At 65.8% G+C, this 17,145-nt stretch carries 13 protein-coding genes; 4 read left to right on the forward strand and 9 right to left on the reverse strand.

Annotation, left to right across the window (positions count from 1 at the left end):
* Window positions 1-64 precede the first annotated feature (64 nt).
* Window positions 65-1,417, forward strand: a complete 1,353-nt coding sequence (locus VIL76_RS09690; RefSeq protein WP_332044819.1) for a hypothetical protein — start codon at window positions 65-67, stop codon at window positions 1,415-1,417.
* A gap of 15 nt (window positions 1,418-1,432) precedes the next feature.
* The gene (locus VIL76_RS09695; RefSeq protein ID WP_332044820.1) at window positions 1,433-1,624 is read left to right on the forward strand and encodes a hypothetical protein; all 192 of its coding nucleotides are present in this window, start codon (window positions 1,433-1,435) and stop codon (window positions 1,622-1,624) included.
* 4 nt (window positions 1,625-1,628) lie between these two features.
* On the opposite strand, the gene VIL76_RS09700 is transcribed toward VIL76_RS09695, so the two are convergent.
* Together VIL76_RS09700 and VIL76_RS09705 are read right to left on the reverse strand one after the other, a co-directional pair.
* On the reverse strand, window positions 1,629-2,435 hold the full coding sequence (locus VIL76_RS09700) for an ATP-binding protein (RefSeq protein WP_332044821.1): 807 nt from the start codon (window positions 2,433-2,435) through the stop codon (window positions 1,629-1,631).
* On the reverse strand, window positions 2,428-3,750 hold the full coding sequence (locus VIL76_RS09705) for a hypothetical protein (protein ID WP_332044822.1): 1,323 nt from the start codon (window positions 3,748-3,750) through the stop codon (window positions 2,428-2,430). Before VIL76_RS09705 ends, VIL76_RS09700 begins: the two co-directional genes overlap by 8 nt.
* Window positions 3,751-5,323: 1,573 nt before the next feature.
* On the opposite strand from VIL76_RS09705, the gene VIL76_RS09710 reads away from it, so the two are divergent.
* Together VIL76_RS09710 and VIL76_RS09715 are read left to right on the forward strand one after the other, a co-directional pair.
* Window positions 5,324-5,680 (forward strand): NINE protein, encoded by a 357-nt coding sequence (locus tag VIL76_RS09710; RefSeq protein WP_332044823.1) that lies wholly within the window; start codon window positions 5,324-5,326, stop codon window positions 5,678-5,680.
* 110 nt (window positions 5,681-5,790) lie between these two features.
* Entirely contained in the window at window positions 5,791-6,438 is a 648-nt protein-coding gene (locus VIL76_RS09715) for a thermonuclease family protein (RefSeq protein ID WP_332044824.1), read from the forward strand.
* A gap of 177 nt (window positions 6,439-6,615) precedes the next feature.
* Here the strand turns inward: VIL76_RS09715 and VIL76_RS09720 are convergent, their stop codons facing one another.
* From VIL76_RS09720 to VIL76_RS09750, 7 genes are all read right to left on the reverse strand, one after another.
* On the reverse strand, window positions 6,616-6,897 hold the full coding sequence (locus VIL76_RS09720; protein ID WP_332044825.1) for a hypothetical protein: 282 nt from the start codon (window positions 6,895-6,897) through the stop codon (window positions 6,616-6,618).
* Complete coding sequence (locus VIL76_RS09725; RefSeq protein WP_332044826.1) at window positions 6,894-7,841, reverse strand: TonB family protein; 948 nt, start codon at window positions 7,839-7,841, stop codon at window positions 6,894-6,896. The genes VIL76_RS09720 and VIL76_RS09725 overlap by 4 nt, the downstream gene beginning before the upstream one ends.
* A gap of 543 nt (window positions 7,842-8,384) precedes the next feature.
* Complete coding sequence (locus tag VIL76_RS09730; protein ID WP_332044827.1) at window positions 8,385-9,218, reverse strand: hypothetical protein; 834 nt, start codon at window positions 9,216-9,218, stop codon at window positions 8,385-8,387.
* A 34-nt stretch (window positions 9,219-9,252) separates the two neighbouring features.
* Window positions 9,253-12,795 (reverse strand): hypothetical protein, encoded by a 3,543-nt coding sequence (locus tag VIL76_RS09735; RefSeq protein WP_332044828.1) that lies wholly within the window; start codon window positions 12,793-12,795, stop codon window positions 9,253-9,255.
* Between the two features lie 4 nt (window positions 12,796-12,799).
* Complete coding sequence (locus VIL76_RS09740) at window positions 12,800-14,368, reverse strand: tubulin-like doman-containing protein (protein WP_332044829.1); 1,569 nt, start codon at window positions 14,366-14,368, stop codon at window positions 12,800-12,802.
* Entirely contained in the window at window positions 14,369-14,953 is a 585-nt protein-coding gene (locus tag VIL76_RS09745) for a hypothetical protein (RefSeq protein WP_332044830.1), read from the reverse strand.
* Between the two features lie 34 nt (window positions 14,954-14,987).
* Window positions 14,988-16,412, reverse strand: a complete 1,425-nt coding sequence (locus VIL76_RS09750; RefSeq protein ID WP_332044831.1) for a hypothetical protein — start codon at window positions 16,410-16,412, stop codon at window positions 14,988-14,990.
* Between the last annotated feature and the right edge of the window lie 733 nt (window positions 16,413-17,145).

The following is a 17,145-nucleotide window of genomic DNA, read 5'->3' on the forward strand; positions in this document are numbered from 1 at the left end:
GCGCTTGTGAGCTGAGGGCGCCACAGGCGCCGCGCTACCCTCTTCGCGACATGAGGAGGTGGCGATGACGGTGCTCAGCCGAGACGAGCTTTTCCAGCGCGCCTGGGACCGGCCCCTGACCGACGTCGCCGCTGAGCTCGGCGTCACCTCCACCGCGCTGAAGAAGACCTGCGACCGGCACGACATCCCGACCCCCGGCCGCGGCTACTGGGCCCAGCTCCGGGCCGGGCGGACGTTCCCGCGGCCGAAGCTGCGGCCGGTGAAGGACAAGCGGCTCGAGCAGGTGAACATCTTCGGGGCGCGCACTTACCCGCCGGCCGTCGAGGCCGCGCAAGCCCTCACCCGGGAGACCTCGCGTGCCGCCAAGGCAAGGCCCCAGGCGGCGGCCCCGCAGCCGGCGGCGGCTGCGAGGCCTGAGGCGCCCGAGAGAGCGCCGCCGGAGCCAAAGGTGTTGGCTGCAACTCGCAATGCGCTTCTAAAGGCTAAACCGGACCGCCAAGGCTTCCTAAGCGCCCGTGGCAAGGGCGTGGTGCCCACATACGTCGGCGAGCCCTCGGTAGCGCCTGCCCTTGCGTTCCTCGCCGCCTTGGTGCGAAGCGCTGAGGCCCAGGGCTGTAGCTGGCAGGCGAATGAAACCGGCGTGGCCCTCTTAGTCGCCGGCGAGCCGATCGCCTTTCGGCTGGAAGAGAAGCCTCGGCGCACCCGGCATCTCCCGACGGAGGCTGAGTTGGCTCGCAAGGCGCGCGAGAACTGGCGGCGTAGCGAGCTCTGGCCCACCTACGACGAAGCGCCCTCCGGCGACCTGTCTTTGGTGATCGACGCCAACGACTACTCGGGCCTGCGTCGGACCTTCTCGGACGGCAAGACGGCGCGGCTGGTCGACAAGCTTCCCGACATTCTGGCGGCCTTTGTCGGGCACGCGGCGCTGATCCAGGAGCGGCGCAGGGAACGGGAAGAGCAGCAACGCCGGGCCGAGGCGGCCGAGGCGCGGCGACTGCGCGAGGCGGCATTTGCGGCGCGCGAGATGCGGCGAGGGGAGTTCGTCGATCTGGTGGCTGGCAAGCTGCAGGAGCGGGCCCGGCTCAGCACCGCGCTCGCGCACCTCGAGAGCCAAGACACAGGAGACCGGCCGCGCCTTCTCGAGATGATGGCCTGGATCCGGCGCAAGCTGGCGGAGATCGACGCGCTCATTGGCGCCCCGTTTCTCGACATCTCGGCGTGCGCCGCGAAGCTCGAGTTTGATGAGGCGCGCGCGCTCGCCCAGGCGGCGGAGTCGACCTGGTTCTACGCGCCGGCTGTCGCTTTGCAGCTTTGGGAGATCGACGAGGTGAAGGACGAGGCGCGCAGCCAGGGACCTTACGATTGGGCGCGCGCGCAGGGGCTGGCGACGGTGGAGCCCGCTACGGAGCCCGGGTAGGAGAAGGAGAGCGCCTTGGCCATCGTACGTCTTGGGTCGAGCGGCGAGGTCGAGGTGATCGAGCCCGCGACGCCGGAGGAAGACGCCGCCGCGAAAGCCGGGCTGCATCGCCTGATCGCCCTGCTCGTGGCCATGGCCATCGACGAGGATCGAGCAGCGGCCGTCGCAAGCCAGGCTGCCAGGGCGCCGCCCGACGACCGGCGTTGAGCCCCTAGCTCGCCGCCGCCCGGTCGAGGTGGGCGCGGACGTCGGCGGGCGTGATCGCCCGTCCGGCGGAGACCTCTGCGAGTTCATCGATATGGTCAGAGACCCGTCGCAGGCTGCGGATGGCGCGGGGACCCTTGAAGGTGCGCAGCAGGAGCGTGAGCGCGGCGTCCTCGATCTCCACGCGCGCCTCGATGAACAGGCGCAGGTCGTCGTCGGTGACGTCGTCGTAGTCGTAGGTCTGGATGTAGAGCGCGCGGTCGGCGACCGCGGCGGAGATCACGCTCTCCTTCGAAGTGGAAGCCAGCGAGAACTCGTTGTTGCCGACGAAGACCAGGCCCAGCGGAAATGGGGCGTAGCACCGGTCACTGTCGTTCCAGTAGCGCAGCCCTTCGATGGCTTCGCGCGAGAGGTTCTGCGCCTCGTCCAACACGATGGTGAGGTGGGGAAAGGCGGTCGCGGCGTACCAGCCACGGCGCGCAGACTGCGGGTCGAGCCGCGCCCAGGCGCAGAGCGTCTCATAGATCTCGGTGCGCAGCTGCCAGATCGAGCTCGGCACGTTGCCGGAGCTGGCGTTCGTCACGATGCGCAGGGCCTCCAGCGTGTGCTGCAGGAAGAGCAGCTCGCGGGCATTGCGCCGCCCGATCTTCACGATCAGCGCCTGGCCCTCGATGCGCTTGGCGAATTCCTCGATAGCGGTGGTCTTTCCGATGCCGGGCGGCCCCGCAAACACCGAAATCCGCCGGCGCTCGTGGGTCGCGTGCATGCGGGCGATCAGTCGCCTGGCAATGCTGGTGGCGACGTACTCAGTCATGGCCCTGCGCCTTCTCCAGACGCTCCGTGAGCGCCATCTCGCGGGCGCGCCGAAGCTCGGCGGCCGAGGGCGCGGGCGGCACGGCGTGGGCCTCGCGGATCACGGCGGCCTGCTCGCGCCTTTGAGCGCCGAGGTCGAGCGGGGGGAGGGGGGCCGGCAACGTGGCGTCCGCCTGGCGCGCGCCCCATCGGATCTTCAACGCCACGGGGTCGATCTCGGGCGCTTCCGTCGCCAAGGCCGCGACATGCCTCGCCTGCGCCTGTTGGCGGCGGCTGGACTCCCTTGCGCCCTCGATCCAGCGCGCTGGGTAGGCGACCTCCGGCTGCAGGTAGACCCAAGCGCCGGCGAGCTTCGCCAGCGGCGGGGCGTCGCGACGCCAGGGCAACGCCAGGTCGACGGCGCTACGTGACGGGAGGGCTGCGAGCCGCTCATGCGTGTAGCGCTGGCCGCCGATCTTCAAGACGCCACGGTCAACGCGGCGGCTGTCGGGGTCGGCAAAGGCGGCGTCGAGCGCCAGCGGATCCACGTGCACGGGTCGCCAGCCCTCCGCGACCTTGCGCTCCAGCCAGGCCTCGGGCGAGCGTCCCTGCCGCGCGCCGCCGACGGTCCGGTGGTTGTGCGCCCGGATCAGGCCGTCCAGCGTCTGGCAGAAGTCATCCCAATCACCCGGGTAGGGGAGGGGCGGCTTGCCGACAGTCTGGGTCTTCTTGGCCATGCGGTCTGCGCCGGCGTAGCCGGGCAGCAGGCTGAACACCTGCCGGTCGAGCCGCGCGAAGAGGCTCTCGATCGGCTTCGCGGCCGCATTGTAGGGACGCGCGAAGATCAGGGTGCGGGCGCCGGGCTCATTGAGCAGTTGGAGTGCGCGGTCGATCTTGGCGAGCGCGGCGAACTCGGAGCCGTTGTCGAGATAGAGCCCCTGCGGGAAGCCCCAGCCTGGGGCGGCGACCATGGCGAGGAAGGCCTCGATGACGTGCTCCTGGCGGATGCCTTCGCCGCGCTCCAGAAGCAACGGATGGACCCGGAGTCGGCCCGTCGCGGCATCCATGAAGGCGATGATCTTGGGCCAGGCGGACGAGCCGTCGGAGCGCTGGACGATGACGTCCAGGTGCTTCACGTCCGCCACCACCCGCTCCATGGGCAAGAAGCCCGTCCAGTCGCGACGGATCCGGGGCTTGGCGTCGTCGAACGCCTTGCGATCGTTCCGCCGCTGGTTGACCACCCGATAGGCGGAGAACCGCTCCACGTAGCGGCGCGACAAACGCAGGGCGCTCTCGGGCAACTTCAGGCCGTGGGCCTGGCAAAGCTCGAAGAGCATTGCCTCCGCGAGCCGGCGGATTTCAGCGCCGCCGGCCTGTTCAGCGCGGGAAGCCCACAGACCCCGGAGAGTACGCTCGACCTCCCGCGAGAGGGCTTCAAGCCGAGCGTTCTCCACCCCAGCCTGATGCGCTGCGCGATCGAAGACACGGGAAACCCACACTCGGCGCCGACCCGCGTTTGCGGGTCGGGCTCGCGAAAGGCCGCGAAGTCCTCGGACGTGATACCGCCCAAGCCATCTGTAGATGGTCCGGGGACTGACGCCGGCGCACATGGCCGCGCGCTGGACAGCGGCAGCGCGATCTGCAGACGGCGCGGCCTGATCGATGAGCTCGCGCAGCGCCTCCAACCGGACCATGAGGCGGCGATCTGCTGTGGTCCGTGGCTCGAGGGTCGTTGGGGCCTGCTCGCGCTCTACCCCCTGAGCGGCGCTCTTCACCTCGTAGGTCAGGCCACCACGCCCACCCCGACCTGGCGCAATCCGCACCTGCAGTCTGCGGCCCCGCCACAATCTCCCGCGAGAAGCGGCGCGCAGCGCCGCTCGGGCGGCTTGCACGCTGACACCCTCGGCTTCGGCGAACGCCGCTGACGTGAGCCACACTTCGTATTGCATCGGTGAGCAGGGCCGGCTGCGCCGGGCAGGGTGAGCCGCGGCCCTCGATCAAATTTCTTATAATCACGCCAGGAGCAACACGATTCATTTGAGCCGAAGCTGCGTCGCCAACGCTTCGCGAGCCCTGCTGGCGTCGAGCCTAGCCCTCACATCTAGCGTTATCGGAAACGGGTGGCGTCAGATGCGGACGTGGGCGGCGGTTAAGCGGCTGGAATTCTTTGGAGATCCGGCGCTGTAGGTTTTATACTGCGGGCATGTCGGACATCGCCCCCAAACCTACTGAACGCGCCACGCTGTCGTTGAGGATCGGGCAGTGGTTTGAAGCCAACGCGACTGGATGGGGCGTGCTCGCCGTGCCGCTCGTTGTGCTCTTGCTCGCTGGCGTCGCGTACGCGAGGTGGTTCTTCGCCTGAGCCAGTCGGGACGCAGATAGGGGCGGATGACCACTAGGACGCCATCTAGGCGCAGGGCGGAAACGCCTTCCGATCACCTCTATTGCTAGAGCAGAAGAATTCTCGAGGTCTTGCAGCCCTATACGACTTCCTACACAGCCGCACGCGGCAGGGTCGGATCCTGACTCATAGCTGATGTTCGGGATTTCCGCTTCGGGCGCTGACTTAGGACCTGGCTTTTGGCCCTGACCGCCTGGCCAGGTCCGTGAGGAGGTCGAAGCGGACCTGCTCGAGAAGGACTACGGCAGCGTTCCTGTTCGCATCGACGGTCTGAGAACCCCAAGTACCCACACACCAACACGACGTCTGATCTGCGCGTGCTGCGTCCTGCGAGAGGACGAGGTTACGTGTGGGCGCTGACGGCGCTGCGCTCATCCCCGCTCTACAAATAGGCGCGGCGCAACCGGGGCTGGCCGAGTGCGACAGATGCTGAGGCGGTAAGGCCTGCCCAGGTTCGATTGACCTAGCGGCGTAAGCGTGTCCGGATACGGACCAAATCGGAGGGATTTATGTCGGACGGATCTGGTGGCCTGTCGGTCAGCCGCGACGCTCAAGCGCTCATGGCGTTCGAGGCGAACAAGAAGTCCATGGGCGTCACCTACCTCCTTTGGCTGTTCCTTGGTGGGCTCGGCGCGCACCGGTTCTATCTGGGGAAATCAGCGTCTGGCCTCGGGATCTTGGCTCTGAGCGTTCTGGGATGGCTCACCTTGTTTGTGGGCATCGGCGCGGTTTTCCTGATCGTCATGGGGATATGGGTGCTCGTCGATGCTTTCCTGATCCCCGGCTACATCCGCAGCCACAACACGCTGTTGATGGCGAAGCTCAGCTCGTCGCCCTCGCCACTGGCCGCCGCGGCTATCGGCTGAGCCCGCAGCTGGACCGAGGCTGAAGGATGGGTGTGGAACGAAGCGGACGCCGGCTCGCGCTGGGGCGACCGACGTCGCGCGATAGACGGAGGGGTCTGCTCTCTTTGGGTTTGGCGATCACCTTCGCTTTCGCGCTCGGCGCCATCTCGTGCGCCGCCCGGCCGTCCTCGACCACCGTGGTTGGGGTGATCGATGGTGACACAGTCGTCATCGCCTCGCCGAGAGGGCCCGAAATGCGGGTCCGCTTGGCGGAGATTGATGCCCCAGAGAAGGGGCAGCCCTGGGGATCAAAGTCGAAGGAAACGCTTTCAAACCTCGTCTACGGCAAGGCCGTTGTGCTGACTGTAACTGGTCAGGATCGCTACGGCCGAACGATCGCGCGGCTGCAGGCAGCCGGGCAGGATGTGAGCGCAGAGATGGTGCGGCGCGGCGCGGCCTGGGCCTACCGGGACTACCTCAAACAGAAGACCTTGCTCCAGGTCGAGGCTGATGCTCGACGGGAGCGGCGCGGGCTCTGGGCTCTGTCTGAGCGTGAAACCGTTCCGCCCTGGGTTTGGCGCCGCGGGGGCGGCGCGTCGACACTGCAGTCAGCGCCTCTCTCTTTTCTTCAATCACCCACGTCGGGAGGCTGCGGGACAAAGCATTCGTGCCGTGAGATGTCGTCCTGCGCTGAGGCGCGGCGGTACGTCAAAAGCTGCGGTTTAAGCAGCCTCGATCAAGACGGAGACGGGGTTCCCTGCGAGGTCCTTTGCCGTTGAGCGACTTGGGGGGTGGATGCGCCAAGCTCCTGCAGTCTGGCCACGTACCAATCCCGTAAGCAGGCTCGGTCGTGGCACGCTTCGCGTTGACGCCAAGCCTCGATTTCCGTCGCCATCTCCCGGATTGCGCCGGCGGGAACCGTCGCTCGCAGACGCCCGCTGCAGCTCATCTTTCCGTTAGAGCATCGAAAGCATCGAGCACTGCAGTCTCGACGGCTGCCGTGCTTCTGGTCGCCAGCCGATCTGCTGCAAGGCGAGCTTGTTCGCATAAAGCGAAAGCTGCTGGGCATCGTCGAAGATCATCCGCTTCAAGCTCTGCAGCGTCGGCGGCGACACAGGTTGCGGCCGCCGTGGCGGCCATCTCCGACGTTTCTCACAAGCAAGGAGAGGCAGCGCGGCCACGATGCAGGCCGCCGACAGCGCATGCCGGCCCTGCCTTCCGAATGCGAGCCCGTTCATGTTCCGCCGTTAGGCAGGCGGAAGTTGATCGGAATGCGAACCCTCGAGCCGCCCACCAGCCTTCCGTCACGAGTCATTGGGCGCATCTTGAACAGCCGGGTCATACGAAGCGCCGCCTCACCGAACCCACCATCGGCGGGTTCTTCACTCGTGACGGAGCAGTCGACCAGCACGCCAGCTGCCGAAACTTCGCAAGAGAGCACCGCGCGCCCCTCCAGACCCAATCGCATCGCTCGGTCGGGATAATAGCGCGCAACCTCCTCCCCACTGGGCCGTCGAAGCCAGTCAGGAGAGGTGATAACCGTTGGTCTGTTGTCGTCGGCAGGGGGACTGCCGCTCTCCCCCCGTCCGGCAGGGCTGTTCTCCTGCGGATCAGGCACGGCAGGCGAAGCTGCGGCGGTCCGCGGCCGTTCCGCAAGCGGCGGGGAGGAAAGGATCACCGTCTCCTTGGCGGGTGCTGGCGCGCGAAGAAGGCGAGCATGAACGTATGCAGCGGCACCCGTAGGCAGGGTCACCTCAGCCCAACCGTTTGCGGTGACGCCGACCACAGTCAGTCGGGTGGCCGGGGCGAGTTGCGTCAACGCTGCGGCCGATGCGCTAGGCTCTTCGCGGACGTTCACCTGCACAGGGCCAACGGTCCATGTCTGCCCTATTAGGCGGACTAAGTCTGGCGGCTCACGCGCAGACAGCGCGCTCTTGCGGACATAGCGATCCTTGAGCGGGCCATGGACGATCTTCGCCCAGTCCGCCCCGTCCGTCTCGTCCGCCCCTTGGATGACGCTCAGGGACGCCCCACGCATGAGCGGCTCGCGATTTGTCACCGCTTCGCTCATCTCGGAGTAGGCGGAGGTATTCACGCGCACGAAGACTTGTTGCGGGTCAGTACTGAAGGGATCGGAGGACGACCCGCATCTGGAGAGCAGGAAGCCCAAGAGCAGGATCACCACGACGATCCAGAAGCAGCCTGCGCCGCCGCTCTTTGGCTGCAGAGCGGGCGCGACCGAGGTTGCCCCCTCCTCAGCGCCTCTCTCTGACGGTTGATCTACTTGCTGTTCGTCTGTGACAGCTTGCGACGCTGGCTCTTCGGCGCTGGCCGCCGCGCGGAGAGGGTCCTGAGAAGGCCAGCTGGACTTCGGCAGAGACCAAGGTCCGGAGTCGTCGCTGTCCGCGGCGGTCTCAGGCGGCGATGGGGGCGGGCGCTCTGGAGTAGGTGCTTCCGGCGCGGGCGTCGGACTGCTGTTGCTAGGCCGGGGTGGAGCGAGGGCCTCGAACAGCTTTTGCAGGTGGGGCACGCTGGCGGCCGCCGTGCGGCTCACGACCTGGCCGTGCAGCTCCACCTCGACTTCTGTATCGGGGCGCAGATCGCCCGCTCGGATGGCGCGAAGCCAACGTTCTTCTGTCGACAGTCTGATCCACTTGCCCTCGACGACGAAGGCGACCGCAATTTGGTCGTCGGGGGCGTATCTGGACGTCACCGTGAGCTCTCGTCAGATGCCCTGGATGACGCCGCGACGAACGCGCTGGAACCCTTCGTCGAGCGAGGCCCGGCGCGCCCATGCCGGGCTGTTGATCCGCAACGTGTCGCCAGCGTGCAGGTCGAACGTCTTGCCCAGTTCGATCTTCGCCTGCCGTCCACCCATGTGGCGATAGAACTTATCCCAGTTTTGGACCACGTCCGGCGCCGGCAGCAGCATCCCGTACCAAACTGTGTCCACCTCCACCCACCACAGCTTACCATTCTCGTCCGGCTGTAGCGCGTCGTCTCCAAGCTCCCCGACGACCATCGCGCCGTTGCTCTCGCCGAAAGCTTGCAACGCGCGGCGGTCACCGCTCGCGGCGATGCCGTTGAATTCCTCCAACAACCTGGCGATGCTGGGGTCCTGGTCGAGATCATTCAGGGCCAAAGCTTTTTCGGCGTCCGTTGGGGGAGTTGGGGACGGCTCGGGCTGCAGCGGCTGTTCGGGTTGCGGCCGAGCGGACCAGCTCACCGCATCTTTACGCTGCAGCTCCAGCGGTCGGAGCTCCTCATTGCGAGGAGAGCCGCTGAGGGATCTTGCGAGGCCTGACACGCGGGAAGACGCCGGGGCATCCCAACGCGCGCGCTCACGAACCTCCCGCTCAAGCATCTGCAGGCGATGCTCGAGCATATCGACTCGCCTCCGCATCTCGGCGCTCCCGGACTGACTGCTTACGGTCGGCTGCGGCGGCGCTGGCTGCGCCCGTCGTGCAACTTTGGCTCGGAGGCCCATTGATACGACGACGGTCAGAACTCCGGCAGAGACGACGGCTATCGCGATCATCGCGATGAGTTGCCAGCTCACGGATTGCTCCTAGTGAGAGTTGCGCTTGCTTCGATCACCGGAGCCGCTCCTTCAGCGTCAGATTGCGATCCCGCTGCTCGATCGGCAGGTTCATCATGTTCACCAGGGCGCGTAGTTCAGTGATGAACGGCGGCTCCACGAACAGCGTGTCTTCCGTGACATCGTCCGGGGTCACGTCTCGCAGCGCGCTGAGCAGCTTTGCACTGACCGTCTGCTTGATCTGACGAGCTGCGTCGCCGGCAGGCCCGGACAGTTCGACGTCGAGCCCCGTCTGCTTCTTGAGCCCAACAAGGAAGGCTTTCAGCTCGGTCAGCGGAACGTCGCGAGGATCCTTCGCACCTAGGAGTCGCCGCACGTCCTCCATGGCCGTAAGGTCCACGCGGCCACCGCCGATGGCGACGTTGAGGGATTCGCCGAGCGGCGCGATGCGCGATTCATTCGATACCGCACTCGAGGAGCCCGCGGCGAGGAGGCCCAACGCCACCTCGTGCTTGGGCATTTGCGAGAAGAGGGTGTCGATCTGCAGATCCTGTGGATTGAGATCCGCGCCGATTGCCAAGAGACCGGCGAGGTGGTGCAGGGGAGTGTCGTTCACCGCCCCGCGATCGAAGTAACGCAGCAGCGCCGACCCGCGACCGGCAAAGGCCAAGGTGAGGCTGCTCATGTCATCCTTGTCGACAACGCCTTTCGCAATCAGCTCCTTCAGGACGATGCCAACGTAATAGAAGAGCCCGCCCACAGCGATGCTGGCGCACTGCCGAAGACCGGCGCCCTCCCGTTCCATGGAGAAGGTGGGGAAGTTGGCCTCAAAGTTCCGCCCAAACGAGGGGGCGTTCACGAACAGCTCGACGAAGTTCAGACGGGCGTCTGGATTGAGGCTCGCGGCTCCCTTGTCCGAGAGGCTCGTCGCCACATCGCTGAAGTCGATCTTCTCGAGAACCTTGATGTTGTTCGCGAGATACCGGGTGAAGAAGTCACCGCCCGCGAGGCGGAACGAGTTACGCCAACGCAACTCTTGGCGGTACCAAAGCGCGATGTCGGTCGTGCCCCCACCGATGTCGAACATCAGCATGAGCTTGCCGGCCGGCGCTTCCTGGTGGCTGCGCCCGTACATAAAATAGTGCGCGGCCGCGGCTCCTTCCGTTTCGAAGGCGACGGGGACCTGCGGAGCCTCCGCCAGCCGAACCTCGAGGAGCTCGGCCCAGGCCTCCCGCACCTGGCTCTCGAAGTCGCCCCTGTCTTGGCGTGTGAAGGCCTGCGGGAACGAGAACCGCCAGCTTATCGTCCGCGGATCTACTCCCCGATCTACGAGTTCGGCGGCGGACATCATCATCACCTGCCGCAGGAACCGGCGCGTGAGACGACGTGCGGCCTCACCTGGAGCCCACTTGATCCCGAAAACGAGCTCCCCGGTGGCCACGAGGCCCATGAACTCGGCGGCGCTTCCGGTGCTGCCAAAGTTAGGCACGAAGAAGATCGTGTCGGAGAAGCCGTGCGCGTCGTGACCGCGCTGCAGCTGCGTCGAGAGTTGATCGGGCATCGCGCCCGCGAGGCGAAAGTCGCGCTTGCGAACCACCGTCGGGAAGGGCGTGTCGTGCCGCTTTAGCGGGAAGAACTGGGTGTAGGCGGACGACAAGCGTTCGCGCTGATCCGACTCCTTCTGAGTGTGACGGATCGGGAAGAGCAGCCGGTCTTCGAACGCGATCGGTCGGTTTGATCCGCCCTGCAGCTCGTAGGCCACCGTGTTGGTGGTCCCGAAGTCGACGGCGACGGTGGCATCAGCGTGGCTGGGCGCGCTCTTCTTCAATCGAACAAGGGCTAGGCCCACCGCCCTCGGAGGGCCTTCACCGCCCCGCCGGCGCGCAAAGAAGATGGCCTCGACGCCACGTGGGAGGCGCTGGAATTCCGCAACGAGCTTGTCGCTCTTAGCGTATTGCAGCCGCTGGAGCAGCAGCTTGCCCTGACCGTCCTTGAATTCGGTGTGCGGGCCCCCGAAGAGCCGCGCGTCGTGGGTCAGGCCATTGGGATCTCCCCACTCCTGCAACTTGCGCACGCGGTCGGCCGTCGAGACGGTGTCTTGCAGAAGGTCCTCGGCGAGGAACTCGGCCGACAGCGCGAACCGGGTCTGGAGTTCATAACGCGGGTTGTACTGGAAGTGGAGGAAGTTCCACCGCCAGTTTGGGGCGGTGAAGTTTGGCCAAATCGACAGGTCGTCGGGCCGGTCTTCGTTCAGCTGAACATCGGCCGTCTCTCCGAGGCCAGCCCCGAACGACTTGCGGATCGCATGTTGCTTGCTGGAGGTGAGGGTGACCGTGAGGCGCACCCTATGCTCTTCGCCCACGAGAGCCATATCCGCTGCGGTCGCGAGGTCCTCGGCATTGAAGAGGGCGAGGACCAGAGGCGTGAACGGCATAAGCGCCGCTTCGAAGCCTTTCCGGCCGTGAGCCTCGATCTCTGTGCCCGGCGTGAAACCGACGAGTTCGTGGGTGAAGAAATCCCCGGGCTGAACGACGAGCCAACCCTTCTTCGCTGCGTCTTGACGGATCTCGTCGAGCGTTGCTGGCGCGGCGGCGTCTCGAAGGGAGTAGCGCTCCCATACGGTAATCGTCTCGGCCGCGCGGCCGAAGCTTTCGGCCAGCGCGGGGTCGATGAGCACGACGCCCTTGAAGACGTCCTTGAACTCTCCACGAAGCTGAAGCGTGCAGTCGCTGTGACCTTCGGTGATCCGCTCGGCAGCAAGAGCACGGGTCTGGCCGAGGAGAGCGAAGAAGGCGTTTGGCCACGTTGTTCTGACCTCCGCCGGACCCAGCGGCGCTTCAGCTTCAAACCGCGACCGGCAAGCGTCGTAGTAGGCCTCCAAGCGGGGCAATAGGCGATCCACAATCGGGCCGGTTGCGCCAAGCGTATGCACCAGCTCTTGAGTCAGTCCCTCGATGTAAGTCGCCAGAACCTGGTAGTGCCGCGGCGACAAGCCGGCGGCCTTGGTCGGATCGCCGATGCCATCGACCAGCCACGGCACTGATGCCGATTGGACCCGATGACCGTCACGACCGGCGGTGATCAGAACCGCGGGCGAGAGAAGGCCGATAGGGACAGCTGCCTTCGACCGCGCGAAGACGCCGCTGCCACCTGTTCGCTCTCGGAAGAGAACGCAGCCAATCGACAGCCAGCTCACATGGCTGGGTGCAATCGAGCTATTCGGGAGTAGGTGCTGAAGGACGGCCCGTAAACGCTGGCGACTCTCGGCGGGGCGGCCTAGGTCGACCGGCACGACGTCAAGGTCGTACATCGTGGAAAACTCTGGCTGCAAGGCGAAGAGAGCCAAGAGCCCACGCCACTGCGCCTCAATTTCCTGGTGCAGTGGGTGTGCCGGATCCAGAAGAGCGTGCTGGAACACCTGGGTCTGAGCCCAAGCGTCAGGGATGCTTTTTAGGTCGCTCGGACGCGCCGTTTCGCTGCCGACAGATAGGGCCTCAGCCAGGGCGTCGAGGTTCGCCACTGGCTCCCACGTTGCGTAGGTCGAAGGCTGCGGCAACGCCTTGTCGGTGCGGATTGGGGGAAGATTGTAGACCGGCATCAAATTACGCCCTGCCCGTGTGGCTATACTGGTGGAGCGATGCCACCATGACGCCGAGGCCGCGGTTCTCGCCTGGCGCGGCCTGTTCGTTGATCTTGCGGATGAGTTCGCTCGCGCTGGGAAGTGCGTCGGCCGCCGCGTGATTGACGACCACTTGGTCAAAGGCGGGCCCGAACGCCTCTTCCCGGAGCGCCTGGGCGATCTGGTAGGGATCCGTCGGATTCTCCTCGCGCGTCACCTGCGCGACCAAAGGCGTGGTCCGCCAGAGATCAAAGCGGGTGCGCGCGCTTGGGCTGTAGTGCTCGATGCAAGCGGCCCACCAGAGGAACTTCTCGAGGTACTCGGTGAGCTTCCGAAGCTCTGCGTCAGGCGGCGCGGTCTTGAAGTCCACCTTGTCGAGGCCTTGCACACGATACCAAGGGTCATTGCCGAAGATCCGCTTGAAGCCGCCGCGCTGGCTAAGAAGCGGCCGCCAGTAGAGCCACGCGGTCGCAAACCGAAGCATTTGGCCTAGCCGCTCAAAGGGCGCGTCCGGACGGTTAGGATCAGGCGAGGGGAGGTCGGACCACGACAGGACGTCATCCTGTTGCCGGGAGCTCACAAAGACTCGGTTCTGACCCTCTTGTTCGATCTCTTTGGTGAGGAACGTGACGACACCAAGCGCCGCCAGAAGTTCTGGGGCGAGCGGCGGATTGGCCTGCTCCGCCTTGCCTGGGCGGTGGTAGCCCAGGTCGAACATGCGGTTCCAGCCGACGAAGTAGAGCTCGTCGAAGACGCCCTCATCCTTGAAGAGGTTGTGGTAGTACTTCAGCGCCCCTTGCGACTGCAGCAACAGTTGCTCGCGCCGGGCGACGTTGGCCTGAACGCCTTCTTCCTTCTCCGGTGCGTTGAAGGCGAAGTAGGGGAGCATGAGGATGCCCCCGAGTTTGACGTTCCGTGTGACCCGTCGTTCTCGCAGCTGATTGCGAATGAGACGAGCGAGCGTTGGGAAGCCCGCAGCCCCCGTCCCGCCGAACACGGAGCCAGCTAAAACCAGACGGACGTCCTCCCCGCCCTTGGCTTGCTCAATCTTCTGGATAAGCGTGCGCCAGAACTCGACATCCTCGCCGACGCGCGCCGTCATCGCGGCGGCCCCGATGTTGGGGCGGCCCCGATAGCCTTCATCGAGAGGCATGTCCTGCTCCTCTTCGCCCGCGGCGAAGAGCAGGTCGAAGAGGTGGCGATCTTCCTGGGGCATAGAGGCTTCGCCCAAGACCATCGCGAGCGTGGTTTGTTGGTCGCGATGAGGCACCCAGACCTCCTGGCCCGGCAGGAGAGAGCGCAGCTCGGTTTTTAGCAGCTCGGTTTGCTCGCCCAGCCGGTTGGAGCTGTTTTCAGCGCGCCACAGTCGCCGAGCCTCAACGTACTTGTTGAGCAGGTCCAGGCTACGGGTGACGTTTCCGTTGCTCTGATCCTGGTCGACGAAGCCCACGGTCAAACCTTCGGGACCTAGCCCGGCGGCGCAGGTGTGAATGACGGACTCGACGATCTTCGCGCCGGTGCCGCCGACGCCGATAATGATGTTAGTAGGCATTTACCGGATCCAGGTCGTGGCAAGCGGCACCGACGGACGCATGACGCGAGGAGCCGCGATGGCGGTGCCGAGGTAGTAGGTGAGAACCGTTGCGACCGTGATGACGATGATCGCGATTTGGAGGGTCTGCCCCGAGAGAACGTCGGCGAGGGCGTTGAGGCGCAGGGCGTAATAGGCAATGCCAGCGAGCAGAAGCACGGCCGCGATGAACAGGGCCCACCAAAGGCCACCGGCGGACCTCTGGCCTTGCACTCCACTGACCGTGTGAGCGCGCTTCTCGGCGAAGATCAGCCAGCCGCAGGTCGCAAGAAGCGCGCCGGTCAGGGTGTAGACCAGCCAGAGCAAGGTCCGCTTTTGTGCGTCCTGCCTCACCGCATCCAGCCGAACCGTCGCTTCGGGCACCGAGCTTTGATCGGGCGCGTCGAGCGCGCCGTTTGTGGGCGCCACACTTGCTGCGCGCATGGCCTGGTCGACCACGGTGGCGTTCAACATCGCGGGCTCGCGCGTCGTCCACAAGAGGATCCCCGCTGCGACAACCAGCGCGCCGATCGCGATACTGACAGAAATGCCGAGGCTTCTGATCACGTCAGAACTCCGAGAGATTTACCGAGGGCGCGCGTCATCGCTCGACCTTCACCAAGAGGGCGGTGGCAACGGTGGTCTGCCCCTCAGGCGTAGCGCGCTGGAGCGAGGACTCCATAATGCTCGCGATGTCGCCAAGGTTGAGGACCGGGAAGAATGTCGGTCGCTTGGCGACCACAGCAGCGGCGTCGCCACTGTCGAAGCTCCAAGCGCGCATCCAGGCCGCCGCGGGGTTTGGGGTCGAGATGCCCGCACTGCCCAAGTACGTCGCGACCAGGTAGGTACGGCCCGCCGTCAGGCCTGAGGCCGAGTTCGCATTGAGGCTGAATTTCGCCGCCGTGGGGCTGCCGTTCACCGGCGCCCAGGCGCCGTTCAGCGCGCCGTAGTCGGACCACGTATCCCCTGCGCATCGCCTAAGCGCGCCATCGTTTTTGAGCAGCCAGACGTGGGTTCGAGCCTTCAACGGTCCCTGCCAGACCGCCCCGCGGGGAACCGCACGGGCGGCGTCAAACTCGCCTTCGACTCCGCCGCCCGAAGCCTTCATCTGGCCGAGCTGAACCCGATACTGGCGCAGGTGCGAGAGGGTTGGCGCAGGCACGGCTGCGCCCGCGGTGACGCCAACGCTCGTGACCTTCAGTGGGGTCGCCGCACCCGCCCTCCAGGCTGAGGCGCTCGCGCGGGAGAACAGACTGTATTTGAACCGGTCAGCTGCGAACGCCGGGCTGCCCCCGTCCAACATCTTCGATATGAATTGCGTGACCGCCTTTTCAGGCCCGACGAGCAGGAGGAAGAGGGGGCGCTCTCTTGCCCCTTCGTACTTGCCGCCATTGGGCAAGTCATAAACCGCGCCAGAATAGGGTGCCCGGAGACCAACCACGCCAACCGCGCGGCCCTCGGTCAGCATGGCGGAGAGGGGGCCGCCCAGGGCGACCTGGGGACTGCCGACCACGGCCCCACTGGAGAGCCAGAGATCCGTCACGACGACGCTCAGCGCGTCAGGAGGGCTGCGCTGGATATCCTGCAGTACGAGATCGATGCGGCTCTCCAGGTTGTCGCAGCCTGGCTTGTCGCTGCAACGATAAGGAGCCGGAGAGGCATACCCTCGCGCCGCCTCTGACGCGATCGACTTCAAAGTCCTTCCGAAGGCGACGTACTGAACCTTCCCCGCGGCGGCGGTTGGTATCATGGCGAGCACATCGCCAAGAGGACGCAGGTCTTGGGACTGAGCTTGTGCGTAGCCGGCCATGCTCAGGGAGGCGTCCAGGTACACGCGAATACGCCCGTCCGCAGTGCGCGCGCTCGCTTCGCGCGGTGCCACACCCTGTGGAAGACAGTCAACCTGAGCGGCGCTCGTCTTCGTCGGCGAACTGGAATGCTCTGCGTCCCCGCATGCGGTGAGCGTCAGTGCGAGCCCAAAGCAGCCAAGGAACAACCCCGCCCGTTTGCTGAAATCAACCTTCAAGCCGCGCCCCCCAGCACTAGCGGCCGCGACCTTGGCCTTGCGATGCGAGCGCTGTCTAGCGTCATTTTTTGAAGTGCCTTCAATCCTCTTAGCCGGACAGGTGTATGCGGGGTACGGAGGGATAGTGCGGGTTGACATGCCCGCTAGGGTCGACCTCCAATGGGGCGGGGGAGCGTTGTGGCGGCCGGTTCTAACATCGCAGAAGAGGTGCGGGCCGCCCACGAGGCGCCCACGGACCTGACAATCCATGTCCTCACGGACCGTCGCTGGGTGTCGCTCTCGTCGCCCGCCAAGTGGCGCCGCGCGATCCAGTCGCGTGACCTCGAACGGCACTCCACAATTCGCATCGTCCGCGGCGATGAAGACCCAGAACAGATGTCCGCGGGCGACGCCCCCGAGTTGGCTGAGCTCTTCGAGCAGCTAGCCCCTCTGCTGCCGGACCCGCCTGAGCCGCAGCTTGAGGGGGCGGGCGCACGGCCAGCGTCGATATCGGAAGACGCAGCTGCACCGCCCGAAAAGCCGCAGCTGATCGCCAAACCGGTGTCCACTCCGGCCATCAGCGGACGGACTGTGCCTGGGCCTAAGCTTGGGCGGGGGGAGGTCTCTCCGGTTCCAGCTCGAACCAAGGCCGCCCTGACGCCAGACGCGGCGTGGACGGCGATTTCATCGGTCACAAGTCCCGGCCCGGCTCCGCCCTTGCCTTCAGCGCGGAAATGGACACCACCGCCTGGAG

Source organism: Phenylobacterium sp. (genome assembly GCF_036563285.1).
In the GTDB taxonomy this organism is placed as follows: domain Bacteria; phylum Pseudomonadota; class Alphaproteobacteria; order Caulobacterales; family Caulobacteraceae; genus Phenylobacterium.

Coding starts and splice junctions, on each gene's coding strand:
- VIL76_RS09710 (WP_332044823.1), top strand. CDS start 5,324: ATGTCGGACGGATCTGGTGGCCTGTCGGTCAGCCGCGACGCTCAAGCG.
- VIL76_RS09740 (WP_332044829.1), bottom strand. CDS start 14,368: ATGCCTACTAACATCATTATCGGCGTCGGCGGCACCGGCGCGAAGATC.
- VIL76_RS09705 (WP_332044822.1), bottom strand. CDS start 3,750: ATGCTCTTCGAGCTTTGCCAGGCCCACGGCCTGAAGTTGCCCGAGAGC.
- VIL76_RS09735 (WP_332044828.1), bottom strand. CDS start 12,795: ATGCCGGTCTACAATCTTCCCCCAATCCGCACCGACAAGGCGTTGCCG.
- VIL76_RS09720 (WP_332044825.1), bottom strand. CDS start 6,897: ATGAACGGGCTCGCATTCGGAAGGCAGGGCCGGCATGCGCTGTCGGCG.
- VIL76_RS09690 (WP_332044819.1), top strand. CDS start 65: ATGACGGTGCTCAGCCGAGACGAGCTTTTCCAGCGCGCCTGGGACCGG.
- VIL76_RS09700 (WP_332044821.1), bottom strand. CDS start 2,435: ATGACTGAGTACGTCGCCACCAGCATTGCCAGGCGACTGATCGCCCGC.